The sequence below is a fragment of the Pelotomaculum propionicicum genome, assembly GCF_004369225.1.
Classification (GTDB): Bacteria; Bacillota; Desulfotomaculia; order Desulfotomaculales; family Pelotomaculaceae; genus Pelotomaculum_B; species Pelotomaculum_B propionicicum.
Genome location: NZ_QFFZ01000005.1, coordinates 72651 through 89167, shown reverse-complemented (window position 1 = coordinate 89167; position 16517 = coordinate 72651). Strand labels below are relative to the sequence as shown.

16 protein-coding genes and 2 pseudogenes are annotated in these 16517 nt (G+C 50.1%); 9 read left to right on the top strand and 9 right to left on the bottom strand.

Going from position 1 to position 16517, the window contains the following annotated elements:
* Positions 1 to 14 precede the first annotated feature (14 nt).
* Positions 15 to 473, top strand: a complete 459-nt coding sequence (locus Pmgp_RS03805) for an HIT family protein (RefSeq protein ID WP_134212638.1) — start codon at positions 15 to 17, stop codon at positions 471 to 473.
* Positions 474 to 490: 17 nt separating this feature from the next.
* Here Pmgp_RS03805 and Pmgp_RS03800 read toward each other — a convergent pair whose 3' ends face one another.
* Entirely contained in the window at positions 491 to 1159 is a 669-nt protein-coding gene (locus Pmgp_RS03800) for a DUF421 domain-containing protein (protein ID WP_243119717.1), read from the bottom strand.
* 210 nt (positions 1160 to 1369) lie between these two features.
* On the opposite strand from Pmgp_RS03800, the gene Pmgp_RS03795 reads away from it, so the two are divergent.
* The 5 genes from Pmgp_RS03795 (at position 1370) to Pmgp_RS03775 (ending at position 6098) form a co-directional block, all read left to right on the top strand.
* Positions 1370 to 1591, top strand: coding sequence for a ferredoxin family protein (locus tag Pmgp_RS03795; RefSeq protein WP_192902769.1), 222 nt, complete (start codon positions 1370 to 1372; stop codon positions 1589 to 1591).
* The gene (locus Pmgp_RS03790; protein WP_134212637.1) at positions 1584 to 2726 is read left to right on the top strand and encodes a 2-oxoacid:acceptor oxidoreductase subunit alpha; all 1143 of its coding nucleotides are present in this window, start codon (positions 1584 to 1586) and stop codon (positions 2724 to 2726) included. Before Pmgp_RS03795 ends, Pmgp_RS03790 begins: the two co-directional genes overlap by 8 nt.
* A 9-nt stretch (positions 2727 to 2735) precedes the next feature.
* Positions 2736 to 3563, top strand: a complete 828-nt coding sequence (locus Pmgp_RS03785; protein ID WP_134212692.1) for a 2-oxoacid:ferredoxin oxidoreductase subunit beta — start codon at positions 2736 to 2738, stop codon at positions 3561 to 3563.
* A 4-nt stretch (positions 3564 to 3567) separates the two neighbouring features.
* Positions 3568 to 4113, top strand: coding sequence for a 2-oxoacid:acceptor oxidoreductase family protein (locus tag Pmgp_RS03780; RefSeq protein WP_134212636.1), 546 nt, complete (start codon positions 3568 to 3570; stop codon positions 4111 to 4113).
* A gap of 200 nt (positions 4114 to 4313) precedes the next feature.
* Positions 4314 to 6098, top strand: coding sequence for a sigma-54-dependent Fis family transcriptional regulator (locus Pmgp_RS03775; protein ID WP_134212635.1), 1785 nt, complete (start codon positions 4314 to 4316; stop codon positions 6096 to 6098).
* 127 nt (positions 6099 to 6225) lie between these two features.
* Here the strand turns inward: Pmgp_RS03775 and Pmgp_RS03770 are convergent, their stop codons facing one another.
* The 5 genes from Pmgp_RS03770 to Pmgp_RS20655 all read right to left on the bottom strand — a co-directional run bounded on the left by Pmgp_RS03770 (position 6226) and on the right by Pmgp_RS20655 (position 11485).
* On the bottom strand, positions 6226 to 6669 hold the full coding sequence (locus Pmgp_RS03770) for a Ger(x)C family spore germination C-terminal domain-containing protein (RefSeq protein WP_345789120.1): 444 nt from the start codon (positions 6667 to 6669) through the stop codon (positions 6226 to 6228).
* Positions 6670 to 6850: 181 nt separating this feature from the next.
* A complete protein-coding gene (locus tag Pmgp_RS03765) occupies positions 6851 to 8149 on the bottom strand; it encodes a Ger(x)C family spore germination protein (RefSeq protein WP_134212633.1) in 1299 nt (432 codons plus the stop codon).
* Positions 8139 to 9248, bottom strand: coding sequence for a GerAB/ArcD/ProY family transporter (locus Pmgp_RS03760; protein WP_134212632.1), 1110 nt, complete (start codon positions 9246 to 9248; stop codon positions 8139 to 8141). The genes Pmgp_RS03765 and Pmgp_RS03760 overlap by 11 nt, the downstream gene beginning before the upstream one ends.
* A 3-nt stretch (positions 9249 to 9251) precedes the next feature.
* The gene (locus Pmgp_RS03755) at positions 9252 to 10883 is read right to left on the bottom strand and encodes a spore germination protein (protein ID WP_134212631.1); all 1632 of its coding nucleotides are present in this window, start codon (positions 10881 to 10883) and stop codon (positions 9252 to 9254) included.
* Between the two features lie 497 nt (positions 10884 to 11380).
* Positions 11381 to 11485: a hypothetical protein gene (locus tag Pmgp_RS20655; protein WP_345789122.1), complete on the bottom strand. Its 105-nt coding sequence runs from the start codon at positions 11483 to 11485 to the stop codon at positions 11381 to 11383.
* Between the two features lie 394 nt (positions 11486 to 11879).
* Between Pmgp_RS20655 and Pmgp_RS03745 the strand changes: the two genes are divergently transcribed.
* The 3 genes and pseudogenes from Pmgp_RS03745 to Pmgp_RS20780 form a co-directional block, all read left to right on the top strand.
* The gene (locus tag Pmgp_RS03745) at positions 11880 to 12110 is read left to right on the top strand and encodes a hypothetical protein (protein ID WP_134212630.1); all 231 of its coding nucleotides are present in this window, start codon (positions 11880 to 11882) and stop codon (positions 12108 to 12110) included.
* A gap of 36 nt (positions 12111 to 12146) precedes the next feature.
* Positions 12147 to 12632, top strand: a pseudogene (locus tag Pmgp_RS20785) (DUF4158 domain-containing protein); the annotation flags it as partial.
* A gap of 360 nt (positions 12633 to 12992) precedes the next feature.
* Positions 12993 to 13470 (top strand): annotated as a pseudogene (locus Pmgp_RS20780) (Tn3 family transposase); the annotation flags it as partial.
* Positions 13471 to 13488: 18 nt separating this feature from the next.
* On the opposite strand, the gene Pmgp_RS03730 reads toward Pmgp_RS20780, so the two are convergent.
* The 3 genes from Pmgp_RS03730 to aroF all read right to left on the bottom strand — a co-directional run bounded on the left by Pmgp_RS03730 (position 13489) and on the right by aroF (position 15942).
* The gene (locus Pmgp_RS03730; RefSeq protein WP_486644358.1) at positions 13489 to 14007 is read right to left on the bottom strand and encodes a Ger(x)C family spore germination C-terminal domain-containing protein; all 519 of its coding nucleotides are present in this window, start codon (positions 14005 to 14007) and stop codon (positions 13489 to 13491) included.
* 83 nt (positions 14008 to 14090) lie between these two features.
* Positions 14091 to 14915 carry a prephenate dehydratase gene (gene pheA / locus Pmgp_RS03725; protein ID WP_134212627.1) on the bottom strand — a complete coding sequence of 275 codons (825 nt, stop codon included), beginning with the start codon at positions 14913 to 14915 and terminating at the stop codon, positions 14091 to 14093.
* Complete coding sequence (gene aroF / locus Pmgp_RS03720) at positions 14908 to 15942, bottom strand: 3-deoxy-7-phosphoheptulonate synthase (protein WP_134212626.1); 1035 nt, start codon at positions 15940 to 15942, stop codon at positions 14908 to 14910. The genes pheA and aroF overlap by 8 nt, the downstream gene beginning before the upstream one ends.
* Positions 15943 to 16517 lie beyond the last annotated feature (575 nt).

The following is a 16517-nucleotide window of genomic DNA, read 5'->3' as shown; positions in this document are numbered from 1 at the left end:
CAGGAGGCATTTTTGTGAATTTCAAAGATCACACTGATCATAAGAACACAGCAAAACTTCGGGTTTACGAATTAAAATCGCAAAAGGGTCCGGAATGTCCGTTTTGTGATCTTGAAAAAAAAGAGCCAATCATTGCTTCGAATGAAACAGCATATGCGGTTGCAGATGGTTTTCCGGTAACCCCCCTGCACATGCTGATCATCCCCCGCAGACACACCCTGGATTATTTCACCATGACGGCACAAGAAAGGCGCGATGCGGAAGATCTGATCATCCATCTCCGGAATAAAATTATGAGCGAAGATCCCACTGTTGCCGCCTTCAACATAGGAATAAACTGTGGCGTGGCGGCCGGCCAATCTGTTATGCACGCCCATTTTCATTTAATCCCCCGCAGGAAAGGTGATACAAAAAACCCCCGTGGTGGAGTTAGAGGCGTGATACCTTGTGAACATGCTACTGAACACAGGTAATTCTGTTTTGAAGAGTCCTATTTTCTATTAACAAACAGCCTGCCGTCCGTTCCCAGGGTGGCGAGAAGTACCTTTCGCGGGCTAAAACCCCGCTCTTCCAATTTCTCTCTAAGCCAGTTCTCATCTAAATTCACTTCTTTCAGATTGTTGTTCATAATATTGCCGTCCATTACCAGCACAGTCGGCAATCCCTCGTACGGCGTGGAGATGCCCAGGTCCGCGGGTGTCACCGGGCGATGCTGCGATTTTAGAATTACGCTTAACCTCCCTGAAGTCTCAAGTACCGCAAATTCAACGTCGTCAAGGTCCACAATGCCTTTATCTCTCATCTGGGCCATCAGGTCGTCAAGGTTATAGCGCGCCTTTCTCATCTCATCCCGCAGCAGGAAACCGTTTTTAATAATGACCTGGGGATACCCGCAGATGAAGCCCCGCAGCTTGCGGCTGAACAGGGTCACATAGGAAACAAGCACTTCCAGGGCGCCCAGAATGACCAACGGCAGGACACTATGCCACAGCGGTATTTCACTTGCTTCCATAGGTATGGCGGCCAATTCGGCTATGATAATAGCCACCACAAAATCAAAAGGTGAAAGCTGGCCGATTTCCCTTTTCCCCATCATCCTGATTACCACTAAAACCAGGAAATATACAAAGGTAGTGCGGTAAACATATTCCCAGATCAAGCCTGACACCAGCCTCTTTTGATGATTTATTTTATGATTTACCGATTTTGAAAAAAAAAATTACTTTACATTGGGTACAAATGGAGTAAAATATGTATTAGATAAAAAAAGATGTATTAATTTGAGATATATCTCAATATGAGACACGATAAAGCCGTAAGTTATGCAGGCATAAATCTCAATGTGATACAGAATAATGTGGTGAAGACAATGGTCGAAACAGTATCAGCCGCTTATCCCAAAAAAATAGTAATCAATAAAAAATGGTGCAAAGGATGCGGCATTTGCGCCGGGCTCTGCCCCAAGGTCCTGGCCATGAGCAACGGCGGCAAAGCCATTGTAGTTAACCAGCCCCTCTGCACAGGCTGCCGCAGGTGTGAAAGTCACTGCCCCGACTTTGCCATATCTTTGAAGGTGGAAACAGATGAATAACGTTGTACCGCTCACTCGCTTAATGCAAGGTAATGAAGCTATAGCTGAAGGAGCCCTGGCTGCCGGAGCGCGTTTTTTTGCCGGCTACCCGATTACCCCGTCTACTGAAATTGCTGAAATACTGGCGGAAAAGTTACCTGCCGTCGGCGGCAAGTTTATTCAAATGGAAGATGAGATAGCAAGCATGGCCGCGATAATCGGCGCTTCCCTGGCCGGGCTCAAATCAATTACCGCCACCAGCGGTCCGGGCTTCTCGCTGAAACAAGAAAACCTCGGCTTCGCTGCTATCACAGAAGTGCCGTGCGTGGTGGTAAACGTCCAGCGTTACGGTCCCAGCACAGGCATCCCCACCGCGTCTGCCCAGGGGGATATAATGCAAGCCCGCTGGGGCACCCACGGTGACCACCCGGCAATCGCACTTTCGCCGGCCTCGGTGCAGGAAGCCTTTTCCCTGACAGTCCAGGCTTTTAACCTGGCTGAAAGGTTCAGGACACCGGTGATCCTTCTGGCCGACGAAGTTATCGGCCACATGAGGGAACGGTTCGTCATGCCGGATGCCTCAGATATAAATGTTATCGACCGGAAAAAGCCTCCCGCCGGGCTGACCAGGTATTATCCCTACAAACCCGATGAGGACGGCGTCCCTCCCATGGCTAATTTTTGTGAAGGGTACCGCTACCATGTTACCGGATTGGTACATGATGAAAGCGGCGGCCCCACCACCAAAGCCGACCAGGCCGAGCGCCTGATTAAGCGTTTAAATGACAAGATCATGGACCATCTTGATGAAATAACCATGACCGAATCCTTAATGACCGAAGACGCGGAAATTATCATAGTCGCCTGCGGCGCTGTCTCGCGTTCCGCGCGGAGAGCGGTCAAGCAGGCCAGAAAAGAAGGCATAAAGGCCGGCCTTTTCCGCCTGATCAGTGTGTGGCCTTTCCCCGACAAAGAAATAAAAGCATTATCCCGCCAAGCCCGCTCCATAATTGTACCGGAAATGAACCTGGGCCAGCTGATCGGTGAAGTCGAGCGGGTTGTGCGCAGTGAAACAAAAGTTTCAGGTATCAACAGGGTAACTGGAGAAATGATAACTCCAGATGAGATCTTGAACGCAATAAAATCGGAGATTTAGGTGAACAACATGCCATCAAACGCTGAAAAATACCTGCGCATGGAGAAAATGCCCCATATCTGGTGTCCCGGCTGCGGCAACGGAATCGTGCTGAGCGCGCTGGTCCGCGCTTTTCATAAATTGAACTATGACCAGGATCAAACCGTGATAGTTTCCGGGATCGGGTGTTCCTCCAGAGCTTCCGGCTACCTCGACTTCAATACTCTCCACTCTACCCACGGCAGGGCCCTTGCTTTCGCGACCGGGATCAAGCTGGCCCGCCCTGAAGTAAATGTTTTTGTTTTAATGGGAGACGGGGATGCCAGCTCCATTGGCGGCAACCACTTGATACACGCGGCCAGGCGCAATATTGACCTGACCGTGGTAATTTTCAACAACAGTATCTACGGTATGACAGGCGGGCAGTATTCCCCTCTCACCCCTCAGGACAACCGCGCCACCACCGCTCCTTACGGCACTTTTGAGCGGCCCTTTGACCTGGTCGAACTGGTTAAAGCGGCAGGCGCCACTTATATTGCCAGGGGGACGACCTACCACTCTGCCATGCTGACCAAACTGATTATTACCGGCGCCTCCCATAAAGGATTCAGCGTTATTGAAGCTGTGACGGCATGCCCGGTTTCATACGGGCGCCGCAATAAAATGGGAGGCGGCTACGACATGCTGATGTGGCAGAAAGAGCATGGAGTCCCGATAGAAAAATCAAGGTACTTAAAACCGGAAGAGATGAAAGGTAAATTCCTGATTGGAGAACTCCATAAATCGGAGGCTCCTGAATACACCGAGGTATATCAGCAGTTAATAGACAGGGTCCGGGGACCAATAAAGGGGGAATGATGTTTTGTCACAAACAAGCGAAATCCTACTAAGCGGCACAGGCGGCCAGGGACTGATTATGGCGGGACTGATCCTGGCTGACGCGGTAATCAGGGACGGCAAGAACACTGTCCAGACCCAGTCATACGGTCCGGAAGCCAGGGGTGGAGCCAGCAAAGCCGAAGTAATTATCAGTGATGAAGAAATAGACTATCCCAAAGTTACCAGGCCTGATGTCCTTCTGGCTATGAGCCAGGAAGCTCTGGCGCGGTATATCGGCGAGCTTGGCGAGGATAGCGTGCTTATTGTTGACAGCACATTCATTCAGGAAATACCCGCCACAACGGCCAGGACATTTAAAATGCCCTACACCCAAATCGCCAGAGAATCCCTGGGCAAAGAAATGGTTGCCAACATTATAGCGCTTGGTGCGCTTGCGGCTATTTCAGGTGTCGTTTCAAAAGAATCTTTAAAATCCGCCCTGCTGTCCCGTATTCCCAAAGGCACAGAGGCATTAAACCAAAAAGCGCTGGAAATAGGTTGGGAAAGCGCTCTAAAGGAAGCAGCATAGTGTAAATGGCAAAATTCACGCCAATAAACCTTTTTGGCAAAAACTTTACAACTAACGAGTGAAACGGGCGGCGAAGCCAATAAGTCCGGTATTGTTCCGGGCTTAATGACTAATTTGTATAGGTGGTTTACTACAATTAAGCCCTTGCGGGCTTTTTGTTTTGTTCATTAATTACAACAGTTTCTTAGGAGTTGTTGATAATGTCGAGGCTTGCCCAGGTCAGCGAAAACGGCCAGAAAATTGCCGAGGCCATAGCTACCGTACTAAAGGTCGAGGTGGAGCTTATAGATACCGAACTGGTGCGGGTGGCCGGCACCGGGATTGTAAGGAACGATGTCGGTTCCCGTTTGCTGCGCGGCTTGGTAAACAAGCATGTCCTGCAAACCGGCAGCCACATTTTTATCAGCGAGGCCGGCTTCCACCCTATTTGCCTGTCCTGCCCGCTCACCGGCCGCTGTTTTTACCGGGCATCTATCGTCTATCCCATAACCGCTAATAGTGAAGTAATCGGAACAGTAAGCTTGATCGCTTTTAATGACGAGCAAAAAGAAACCCTTTCCAAAAACACGGAATCCCTGATTGAATTTATCGGGCGTATGGCGGATCTGATCAGCAGCAAGGCGCTCGAAGGGGAAATCATGGCTGAGCGGATGGTTATGGTCAACCGCCTTGAAGCGGTAATCGACGCTGTTTACGAAGGTGTCGTGGCAGTTAACCATGAGGGACTGATTACCCACTTCAACCAGTCGGCGGCAAGGCTTTTCGGGGCAAAAAAAGAAAACCTGATTGGCACTGATTCGAAACAAATACTGCCCTCGCTGACGGAAGTACTGCATGACGGCAAGGGCTTTAACTCACGGGAGGTATTCATAAATTATGAAGGGCGGAAGCTTCACCTTCTGAGCACAGCCAGGCCGATCAAGGCAGATGATATCAATATTGCCGGGGTAGTGGCCACATTCCGTGATTTTAAAGAAACACAAAGACTGGCTTACGAAATCATGAGCAACCAGGAAATGATTGATTTTGAAGACCTGGTCGGCACCAGCAAGTCATTTGCTGAGGTAAAGGCCAAAGCCTTAAAAATATCCGGCGGCAGTTCGACAATTCTAATCATGGGGGAAAGCGGCACCGGCAAGGAAGTTTTCGCCCGGGCCATCCATGCCGCCAGCTCGTTTGCCCACAAACCTTTTGTTTCGATCAATTGCGGGGCCATCCCGGAGAACCTGCTTGAGACCGAGCTTTTCGGCTACGATGAAGGAGCTTTTCCCGGCGCCCGCCGGGGCGGCAAACAGGGAAAATTTGAGCTGGCCAACGGCGGGACAATTTTCCTCGATGAAGTCGGCAGCCTTTCCCTCTACTTGCAGGCAAAGCTTTTAAGATATTTACAGGACCGCCGGATTGAAAGAGTTGGCGGCACCAGGATGATCCCGGTTGATGTCCGGGTTATCGTGGCTTCAAACAGCGACTTGCAGGAAATGGTGCGTAAAAACCTCTTCCAGGATGAGCTTTACTACCGCCTCAGTGTTATCCCCCTGATCATACCTCCTTTGAGAGAAAGGCCTGAGGATATACCGTTACTGTTAGAATTTTATATGAAAAGATTTTGCAAGCTCCTGAACAAAGATATCCAGGGCTTTGACAGCGAAGCCTTAAAAGCATGCGTCAAATACTACTGGCCTGGGAACGTCAGGGAATTAGTCTATGCTGTGGAATATGCCATAAATCTTGAAGAAAACTCTATGATTTCGCTGGAGAGCCTGCCTCCGGAACTGCGTGAGGAAACGAAAAAGAGGACCAGGGACGGCATCGCGGGTGACGGACGGCTGCTGCAGCTGGCTCAACTGGAAAAGGAAGCAATTGCCGCCGCCCTGGACCGGTATGGCTGGACCGACGAAGGGAAGATCAAGGCCGCCCGGGCTCTGGGTATCAGCCGGGCCACCATCTACAGGAAGATCCAGCGGTACGGCCTAAAACCCGCATAAATGGGACGTGGGTCGTGAGACATTGGACGTGGGTATATCCTGCATTCCTCACAAGTCATCCGCAAATTGTCGGTTCGGAACCGTCCCCTTGTCTCATCCCCTTGTCTCACCTTGCCTTATTTAGGCTTTATTTTTCGGCTGTCCTCCTGCCCTGCAAACCGCTGCGCCTCAAATGAGCTTCCACTGTAAGATTAACCTCGGCGTTTGAAAACACCTCATCCCAATGGCCTTTCAATTCCTTCCACTCTCCGGGATACTTTTGGTGAAAAGCCACCCCAAAATCAAAGACGTCGACCCCATATTCCCTCTGTGCCTTCTCTAGTGCTATTCCCACCTTTTCTTCCACTTCCCCGGCAATTTTTTCTTCAATTGCTTTTCGCACTTCGCGCTCAAGGATATTTTCTGCCGACTGCTGTTCCAGCAGATCCCCCTCCAGATCGATGTTTACATTAAACCACACTGAATCTCCGTCATACTGCGGTTCCACTTCCGTGCTGCTGCGGGTTATGTCGATGGACATTTTCTTATTAGGGGGGACCGTACCAAAAAAAGAAAAATGTACGCTAAGCAAATTTGTAGTAAATAATGCTCCTTTCTCATGAGATTACAGCAGATAAAATTGATCTATTCCTTAGTTCCTGCCCGGGTATGCAGGTGCGTAAATATCTGTCGAACCAGCCCGCTCGTCTTCTCCCACAAGTAAATCGGGTTTACTTCTCATTTTCGGGTAACGGCCAACGGTTTAAGAGTATTTATTGAATAACTATTGGCTTGTTTATTAACCCGAGGTGCTCGATTTTAAAATCTGCTGTTACGCTTACTATAACTGTTGGGAAGATTTCTCCCCACTGGCTCTGAATCTCCTCCCATGCTTTAGGTTTTGATCGATAAATCTTTTCTCCGAACCCAAAAACGTCCGACTTTAACTCCTTGCTCCTGGCCACCGCCTTGATGCAGCGGCGCTCAACCTCCTGGTTTATCAATTCCTCGGCATGTTTTATGTCTTCCTCGGCTATGTCGATTGCCGCGTTCTTTTGTTCCTGCAGTTCTACTTTGCCGTTGATGCGGATTTCAAACATTATACTGCCGTCCTCGTTAATTACCGGCTTAACCTTTGCTTTCACGTCCCGATAAAGAAATGAGGCGTTTTTCTCCGGGGCGCTGAAGGCAATGGGTATAATACCGCCGTCAGCCTGGTTTTTGATAAATAACATACCCTGGGTTTCCTCTTCGTCCATCCGGCCTACCATCCGATCGCCCCTGAACACCGCCGCCCCGCTTAGGGCAAAGGTCTTGTTCTGAGCCTGAATTTCGGCACCACCGCCTTTCCCGCTTGGAGAACCGGGGGTCTGGGCTGGTCCGGTCGGGCGGATGGGCGAACTGGTTTCCGGCGGCACGAATAGTTTTATATTGCTAACCGCCGCCTCTTTCCCCGGGGTCAATAGGTCACGCGTCACTTGGAACAGGTTGGCTATTGCCACCTTGGAGGCCCGGGATTGATTTAGGGGTATCATCTTATTCAACTCTACAGAGGTTATCGATTCCATCTCGGGCTGGGACTGGAGGGCGTCGCGGGCCAGACCCTCGCAGACCACTACCCACGTACGCTCACGGATATCCTTTTGGCGATTGCAGAAGTCGAGCACCTCGCCTATTCCTTCCTTGGCCATCTCCTCCCCGAAGACTATTACCAAGCTGTGGCTCAAAAAAAGCTGCCGGGAGGTGCGCATGGAGTAGTTCCTTATCGCGTCGTAAACAGTCTCCCCCTCAGTAGAGATAACCGTTCCCACGCCGGCGACCCTTGGCCCAGTAGTACCGCCGCCGCCCCCGGCCGTGGCGCCTCCGCTTGGTACAGCTGGCCTCGCGGCGAGCACGGAAAAGAGGAAAATGGGCCGGCCGTCCACCACCACCCGGTCTATGCCAATAGCGGTACTGAGTGTTATATCGTTCATTTCCCGCCGGTTCCAACACCCGGTCATGGTTAAGGAAATCAGAACCAGCAGAAAGAGGCCAACTATAGTTTTAATTTTAAATTTTTTTCTAAAAGTCAACCCGATTACCTCCCTTTTTCCTTATCACCGCCACCAGTAGAATCAGGCCGGGAATCAATAATTCTACAGTATAGCCATAGAAAGGCCAGAACTTGGATAAAAACTCCACCAGTTTTAGATAGTCCGTTTCGTATAATCTTCCGCTTATGACAATGGTGGCCAGGGCGATCGGGAAAACGGTTACGCGATAATCCTTGAGACCCAAGGTAGAGGCGGCCATAACGCTGCAGGAGTGGTAGAAAACCGCCAGCTTGATAATCACCCCGGCCATCCAGATGATGATGAGATACAGTTCCAGGCGCTCCAGAATTCCCGCTACCGAAATGTAGCGGGCCAGGTTGAGAACCGGGTAGATCTGGCGGGAGGCGACCAGGTCACTGAATACCCCTATCGTTACTGCGGTAACTGTTGCCGCGAAAACCCCGGACATTAAAACCGTCCCCGCTGCTGACTTCAGAGCCTCGTTCTTCTGATTGAGGTAGGGGTAGAGCAGAAGGAGAAAGAATACTTCCCCCCGCCAGGCGGCGGGTACCATAGCCCCCTTCAACACCGGCAGGGGGCCGTTGGCCAGAACCGGGCGCAGGTGGTCGAGGTCTATCTCTCTGGCCACCAAGGCTAATAATATGGTGATCGACAGTATAAATATGGGAAATACCATCTCGTTCGCCCGGGCAAGCACCTCGACCCCAAGATATACCCCATAAACAGCGGCACCTACCATCATAAGGTTGATAATCAGGGGAGGGGTTTCCCGAAGAAAGACGGTATGAATAAAGATGGAGTTTTCGCCCACCACCACCGAGGTAAGGTGGATAAAAACAACTGTATAGGCTGCGGCTAAAAGCTTGCCCGGCACCCGCCCCAAGACTTCGGGAAGGTACTCGGTAAATACCTGAAATGGAAACCTTTTTCCCAGGGCCACGCAAATCAGGGCCACAGCTAAACCGTAGGCAGTGGCGACCCCCAGAACGGATAGCCAGCTGTCCGGTCCTGCCGCCTGGGCTACTATAGACGGTACAAGGAGAAAAGCGGTGGCCATCTCAACCATGAACAAAACCAGCATCAGTTGCACGCTGCTTATACGGCCTTTGTCAAGCATTTATTACTTCTTCCTTCCCCAGCGTAGACTGCGATTGCCCTCGGGGGCAGGCGGGCGGGGCTTTTGACCGCGGGGCTGCCGTTGAGGCTCAACGTAGCCGGTCAGCCGTGGCCGCATAATCATCATCCAGGCCGGCGCCCGGATAAAGGTGTCTTTCAAATCACCCATGCTTAACGGGGCCAGCGGTGAGAGGTAGGGTACCCCGAAAGAGCGCAGGGAGCATAAATGAAAGATTAAAAGCATGCTGCCGGCAACCACACCAAACAACCCCATGAAGGCGGCAGCAATCATGAAGGGAAACCGCAGCATGCGGACGGTATTCGATAAAGTTATCGAGGGGATGGTGTAGGTGGCAACAGCCGTCAACGCCACTACTATCACAAGTATCGGCGACACCAGGCTGGCGTTGACCGCCGCCTGCCCGATCACTATCCCCCCCACGATGCTGATGGTCTGGCCAAAAGCCCTGGGCAGGCGAACCCCCGCCTCCGTTAATAATTCAAAAGCCAGTTCCATGAGCAGGGCTTCCAAAAAGCCAGGAAACGGCACCCCCTCGCGGGAGGCGATGATGGATATCAGCAAAGGAGTGGGCACCAGTTCCTGGTGGTAAGTGGTGATCGCGATGTAAAACGACGGCAGAAAAATAGCGAAAAAGAACCCTGCCCATCGGAATAGCCTGATAAATGAAGCAAACCAGTAGTGGTTGTAGTAATCTTCGGGACTCTGGATCTGGGAAGGAAGGGTTACCGGGAAGATTATGGCAAAAGGCGTATTCTCGAACATCAATCCGACCGCGCCCTCCAGGAGGTGGCCGTAAAGCTTATCCGGTCGCTCTGTCGGCTCGATGGGGTTGAACAGGGAATAGGGGTTATCCTGAAGAAACTCTTCATGATAACCGCCAGCGTGAGCACCGTCTATTTTTATACGCTGGATACGCTCTTTAACTTCATGGATCAGTTCGTCAGTGACGTAGCCCTTTAAATAAACCAGGCTTGCCGCTGTCTTAGATAGTTCACCAATCTCCAGGTTTTCCACTGCCAGGCGGGTGGTGTGCAGGCGCTTACGCAGCAGGGCGATGTTAGTACGCAGGTCCTCGTTAAAAGCATCCGCGGGTCCTCTAATCAAAGGTTCGGCCGTGGGCTGGGAAATGGATCGGCTGACATCCTCAAAGATGCTGGTTAAAAGAACGCTGCCCTGACCCTCAACGAAAATTCCCACCAGTCCCTTGGCAATACCATTGCCCACTTCTACCCACCGTTTTTTTTCCTGTATGTCCCCGGCCGGGATAACTTTTTCCTTCAGCCAAGCTATGGTTATTCCATTGGAAGGCGCCTCGTCCACATTGAGCAGGGCGCGCAGCAGGTTGTGCTGCAGCAGGTCGGGGTTGACCATCGGGTCAAGATAAACGACCAGTGCCCTAACCGGACTTTTCCTACTGATGATTATTTCACGTATTACCAGGTCGTCGCAGCGGTCAAATATTTCTTTTACGATCGCTTTATTCTTCTCAAGGCTGGAGGAAATGGGCCTCCTTTCCGTTTCAAACGTTGTTTCCCAATGGGACTGGGCTCCTTCCTTTATCTTTGTTTTCCTGCCATTAATTCGTCGTAATATCGTTAAAAACAATTTAAACATATATTTACCTCTACTCTCAATTTATTGTATTATTAACAAATACTTAAAAAATATGCATTCAATCAAAAAAGAGGGGGCTTTTTCCCGACCCTCTCCTTACCGATTAGGGTTAATACCAGCATATCTTAAACCAGGGGCAAACGTCAGATAATTCAGACATTGTTGTATTGTCAGGAGGAAAGATAATAATCTCTTTCGGTCTCATTAATTAGAATTATTATTATCGTCTTTGGGCATCGATTAAAAAAATGTGCTACTCCCCTCATCTAAGAACTTATCCTTGGAGCCCCGCTAACAAAACGCGGTTTCATACGCTAAACATTGTTAACGATAAAAAAATCTGTTTACTTATACGTTAGCTTGTTGTACCACCAACATTTTGACAATAATAGACGCTAAGGAAAATTCTTCTTTACGTAGCGATCTACAATTTTTGCTTGAGTCTTTCGTCTAACAGCGACACAACATCAAAAACCCTTCCCTTATTACAGCAACATTTAATGTCCACACCTGAACCTTACATAGAACGTAGTACCGACAGGACCGGTATCTACCTCTATTTTAGCGTTATGCCGCGCGGCAATGCTGTAGCAGACCGCCAGGCCCAGGCCGGTACCGTTCTCCTTGGTGGTTATAAATGGGGTGCCTATTTTTCAAGTATTTTGGAATCCATCCCCTGGCCCTCATCGAGCCTTACTGCTAGCTAACCCCTATAGCAAGGTTATCCCAAAGGACATGTTCCACTATTTTCACCTGGTCTTGATCGCATTCTATAATAAGCACCACTTCGGATATTCGACCTTCTAAATTTTTCAGATGTTTTTGATCATTTTACGTGATGTAAAAAACCGTAAAAACTTAATAGTAACAGAAAACTTGTAATAGATTATGGTTTCTGTTACTTGTTTATTATGGTATGGTAGGTATAACTATCAAAAAAGGGCAAAATAAGCCCCAAAATCTCGTAACAGAAAATATTATACGGAGGAATGAGCAATGAATAAGGTGGTAAATCTGTACCCGGATCAATCTCTTTTAGCCGAGTACCAAGAGTATTTAGCCGGCAAATCCGAAAGAACAACGGATGCGTACATAAGAGTCCTGCGTCAATTCACTTCTTGGATTGCCGAGGGCCGGGAAGCTGTGGCCGTTTTCATCCCGAGCATTTTACCAAGGCGGCCCTGGAAATGTACCTGGAGCACTTGGAAACCTCCGGGTACAGCGTGAGCCACCGCTTGCGGGTTAAGTCAGCCGTAAGCGGATTTGCCACCGATACAGAGGAAACAGTTTACCGAGATACCAAATGATATGAGTGATCGAGATATCGCTCGTTATTTTACCTTGTCCCCGGAGGAAATCGAAATCGCCAATCTCCGCCGCGGTGACCATAACCGACTGGGATTTGCAGTTCAGATAGGTTATCTGCATTTTCCTGGGAGACCTTATAATGCGGAAGAAAAAGTCCCGGATAGAGTCTTGTCCTATATAGCCGGTCAGTTAAAAGTTTCTCCCGTATTAATAAAGGATTACGCTCGTATTCGGGATACAACACGCCGGGAACACCTTGCTGAAATTAGAAAAGCCCTTGGGTTTCGTTCTTTTGATCGTCAAGAATACAAAGAGCTTAGCGATTACTTGTTGCCGATTGCGATGATTACAGATAAATCGATGGTTCTGGTTGACGCGCTGGTTCAGGAAATGCGGGCCCGCAAGATCGTTATACCCGCCATGTACGCGGTGGAACGCTTAGTCTGGACTGTTCGCAAACGAGCACAGGCCCCAACTGATTTTGTTAAACCAAGATGGGAGAAATACGTCTTCCAGGACAACGGGATTAATAAACGTTATTACGAAATCTGTGCTTTGTCAGAGTTGCGCAACCATCTGCGTTCCGGTGACGTCTGGGTAACCGGGAGCCGACAATTTAAGAATTTCGAAGAGTACCTTTTAACTGCGGAAGCGTGGGATGCAATGTGCCAGGCGGGTGACTTGCCGGTGGCAGTGCCTACCAATATTGATTTATATCTTGAGAGCCGGAAGCAGCAATTACACGACCAATTGCAAGTGGTTTCTAAATTGATCAAAAAGAACAAACTCCCCGACGCCTCCCTGCAGGATGGAAAGCTTCGAATAGCACCCCTACAAAAAATAGTCCCTGATGAAGTAGAAGAACTAATCCGGCGCGCGTATGGCCTGCTGCCTCGAATAAAACTGACTGATTTACTCGTGGAAGTGGACACCTGGACCGGGTTCAGCAGACATTTTACGCACCTGCATACCAGGTCGGAAGCCAAGGATAAAATCGTTTTATTTGCGGCAATCTTAGCAGAAGGAATCAACCTGGGGCTTGTAAAAATGGCTGAAGATAGAAGAACACTACACGGATACCTCGGGCTATACTGACCACGTGTTCGCTATGTTCCATCTGTTGGGCTTCCGGTTTGCTCCCCGTATTCGAGATCTTAGCGACAAGAAAATGTATGTTTTTGAGAAGCCTTCGACATACCCATATCTGGAACCCTTAATAGGTGATAGAATCAAAGAAAAAAAGATTCGTGAGCATTGGGACGATATCTTACGACTGGCCTATATTTGTTTAAAATCATTATCCTAACGTACAGCAAAATTGAATTCTATTACCAAAAATTGGCTTAGCGTACAATTTTCTTTTTTTGGTACCGTGACCCCTATTAGGGTCAGTCAGAGAGGGTATGGTGATAATCCCCTTAGGGTTTTTCCCTTTGAGCCAGAGCAGCCCCAGTGTCTCTGACTCGTCCAGCCATCCCAGCATATTGACCTTTCTGAATACGGCCGACCCGTTGAGCGCCACTCCTTTGTTAACGTTGGGCTTCTCCCTGCCCGGCCCGGGGGAGACCCCGCTTTCGACAACTTCGACCCGGGGTAAGGTTATGTTAGTCCCGGGGGTTGCACGCATAATAACCATCTCTTTCAAGTTAACGTAGAAACCTGTCCTCCCCCTGGTCAATGACCCGGTGGCCTGTGCTGAACTATATTCGAGTTGAGAACTTGTTTCCAATATGTCTTTGGCCTCCCCTTTGGCCACAAAGACTGACATGGTTTCCCGGGGATGCGGCCCGCGGTAGAAAAAATTTGTATAATAAATACCTTATCCATAAAACGACCCATAACAAAGCAACCTGTGTTATGGGTCAATCGAAGCCATATAATTGTCTCGTGTCGGCTCTTCTATGCGGGATATGAACCCAAAATTTTTAAACCCAGAGTAATGGCAGCCACCTGGCGCAGTGCTTCCTGCACCTCTTGCTGCACCTGCCCACCTAAAAAATCTATGAAAAACAAGTAGTCACCCAGATTTTTTTTCGCCGGTCTGGATTCTATACGGGTAAGGTTGATGCCGCGAACTGCAAATTCACGCAATATGTCATACAAAGCTCCGGGACGGTCCCCAACACCAAAAACAATAGATGTCTTATACTTTTTTTCTAAATTTCCGGGCAGCTGCTCCTTTCCCACCACCCAGAAGCGCGTAACGTTGTCCTGGTAGTCGTTGGCTGCCGGTACAACCACCTCAAGCCCGTATTCCTCAGCAGCTCTAGCCGGCCCAAGCGCAGCCCAGGGGCGGCTGCCGGCGGCTACCCGCCTGGCGGCCGCAGCTGTGCTGGTGCATTCTGTCATTTGAGCGCCCGGCAATTCCCGCTGGAGAAAGCTGCGGCACTGGGCCAGGGCCTGCGGGTGGGAGAAAACCCTTTTCACCCTTTCGAGCTGCACACCAGGCCGGGTCATTAAGGACTGCCTGACAGACAGAAACACTTCCCCGCGTACAAAAAGGTAATATGGCCCCGCCAGCAGGTCCAGCACGGCGCCGACAGAACCTTCTATCGAATTTTCCACCGGGACCACACCTTCATCCAGTCTGCCGGCCGCAACCCCGTTGAAAATCTCCTCTAAAAAGGAACAAGCAAGCAATTCCCCCTCTTTTCCGTTCTGGTACAGGATGGCGGCTTCTTCTGAAAATGTCCCTTTGGGGCCGAGATATCCTAACCTATACACTACACACAGCCTCCCTCACAACACGCCCGACTGCGGCCGCCACTGTCCTTATTTCCGACATCAGGGAGTCGAAATCTTCAGGTGTCAGGGACTGGGGGCCATCACACAGCGCCCTGCAGGGGTCAGGATGGACTTCGACAATCAGGCCGTCCGCCCCCGCCGCCACAGCAGCCCTGGCCATGGGTGCCACCAGCCTCTGCATTCCGGTGGCGTGACTCGGGTCTACTATTACTGGAAGATGACTCAGCCCTTTAACCAGCGGCACGGCGCTGAGGTCAAGCGTATTGCGGGTGGCGCTTTCAAAAGTACGGATTCCCCGCTCACAAAGCACCACGTTTTCATTGCCTTCCGAAACAATATACTCGGCAGCCATCAGCCATTCTTCAATGGTTGAAGACAAACCCCTTTTCAGCAACACTGGCTTGCCTGAGCGGCCTACCTGGCGCAGCAGCTGGAAGTTCTGCATGTTCCTGGCTCCCACCTGGACCATGTCAACATATTTCAGCGCCAGTTCCAGGCTGGCTTCATCAATAATTTCGGTTACCGTAACCAGACCGGTTTCCTCAGATGCCTCAGCCAGTATTTTCAAACCTTCCTCCTCCAAGCCCTGGAAGCTGTAAGGGGATGTCCTGGGCTTGAATGCCCCTCCCCGCAGGACCCTCGCACCTGACCGGCGCACCCTGCGGGCGGCGGCAAGCAGTTGTTCCCTGCTTTCGACCGCGCAGGGGCCGGCAATTACCGTCAGGTCATTGCCGCCTATATTCACGTTTTTCACCCTGACCATACTGTGTTTACCTTTGGACTCCCGGCTTACCAGTTTATACGGTTTCATAATCGGCACAATCTTCTCCACGCCGGGCATGGCTTCCAAACCAAGAGAAGCGATTTCCTTACGGTCTCCAACCGCTCCTATGACCAGGCGCTTGACCCCGTGAATGAAATGGACTTCATAGCCGTATTGCTCCAGCCTTTGCTGCACAGCCTTAATTTGTTCCGGCTCAGCCGTTAAACTCATCACCACTACCATTCTTTTTCCCTCCAAATATATAAATAAGCCTGCTGCTCCCTTAATAAGGGACGGAGCAGCAGGCTTCCGTGGTACCACCCTAATTGGCCGAAAACGGCCCTCTCTGACAAGGTACGGGAATGCTTAGCGGGGGGATCATAACCAGAAAAACACGTCTGCAAATACAAAAGCTCCTCGCCCCGCAGGGACGAGAAGCTCAGCTTTTCGCGTTACCACCCTGGTTGGTCCATGGCAAAATGCCATGGCACCCCCTCGGTAAGAGTACAGGAACAATCATTCCGATACCCCCTCCCTTTTAACGCCGGGAGCATACGTCCAAGCCTACTTGCCGCACCTGGCGGTTTCAGCCGGCGTCTCCGGAGAGAACTTCAACAGGTCATACCCTGGGAATGCTTCCAGTCGGTGACACTCCCTCCCTGGAGGACTGGGGCCAGTTTACTTTTCTCCTTCATAGACTTTAGGATATAAAATTAAATGTATTATAACTCCCGGCAAAAAAATCTGCAAGGGCCAATATATATTTTCAGAGCTGACGCATGAAAAAGTTTTTTTAATCTGGCAAACTGTAGCAAACT

Coding starts and splice junctions, on each gene's coding strand:
- Pmgp_RS03745 (WP_134212630.1), top strand. CDS start 11,880: ATGAATAAGGTGGTAAATCTGTACCCGGATCAATCTCTTTTAGCCGAG.
- Pmgp_RS03775 (WP_134212635.1), top strand. CDS start 4,314: ATGTCGAGGCTTGCCCAGGTCAGCGAAAACGGCCAGAAAATTGCCGAG.
- Pmgp_RS03760 (WP_134212632.1), bottom strand. CDS start 9,248: ATGCTTGACAAAGGCCGTATAAGCAGCGTGCAACTGATGCTGGTTTTG.
- Pmgp_RS03790 (WP_134212637.1), top strand. CDS start 1,584: ATGAATAACGTTGTACCGCTCACTCGCTTAATGCAAGGTAATGAAGCT.
- Pmgp_RS03795 (WP_192902769.1), top strand. CDS start 1,370: ATGGTCGAAACAGTATCAGCCGCTTATCCCAAAAAAATAGTAATCAAT.
- Pmgp_RS03755 (WP_134212631.1), bottom strand. CDS start 10,883: ATGTTTAAATTGTTTTTAACGATATTACGACGAATTAATGGCAGGAAA.
- Pmgp_RS03785 (WP_134212692.1), top strand. CDS start 2,736: ATGCCATCAAACGCTGAAAAATACCTGCGCATGGAGAAAATGCCCCAT.
- aroF (WP_134212626.1), bottom strand. CDS start 15,942: ATGGTAGTGGTGATGAGTTTAACGGCTGAGCCGGAACAAATTAAGGCT.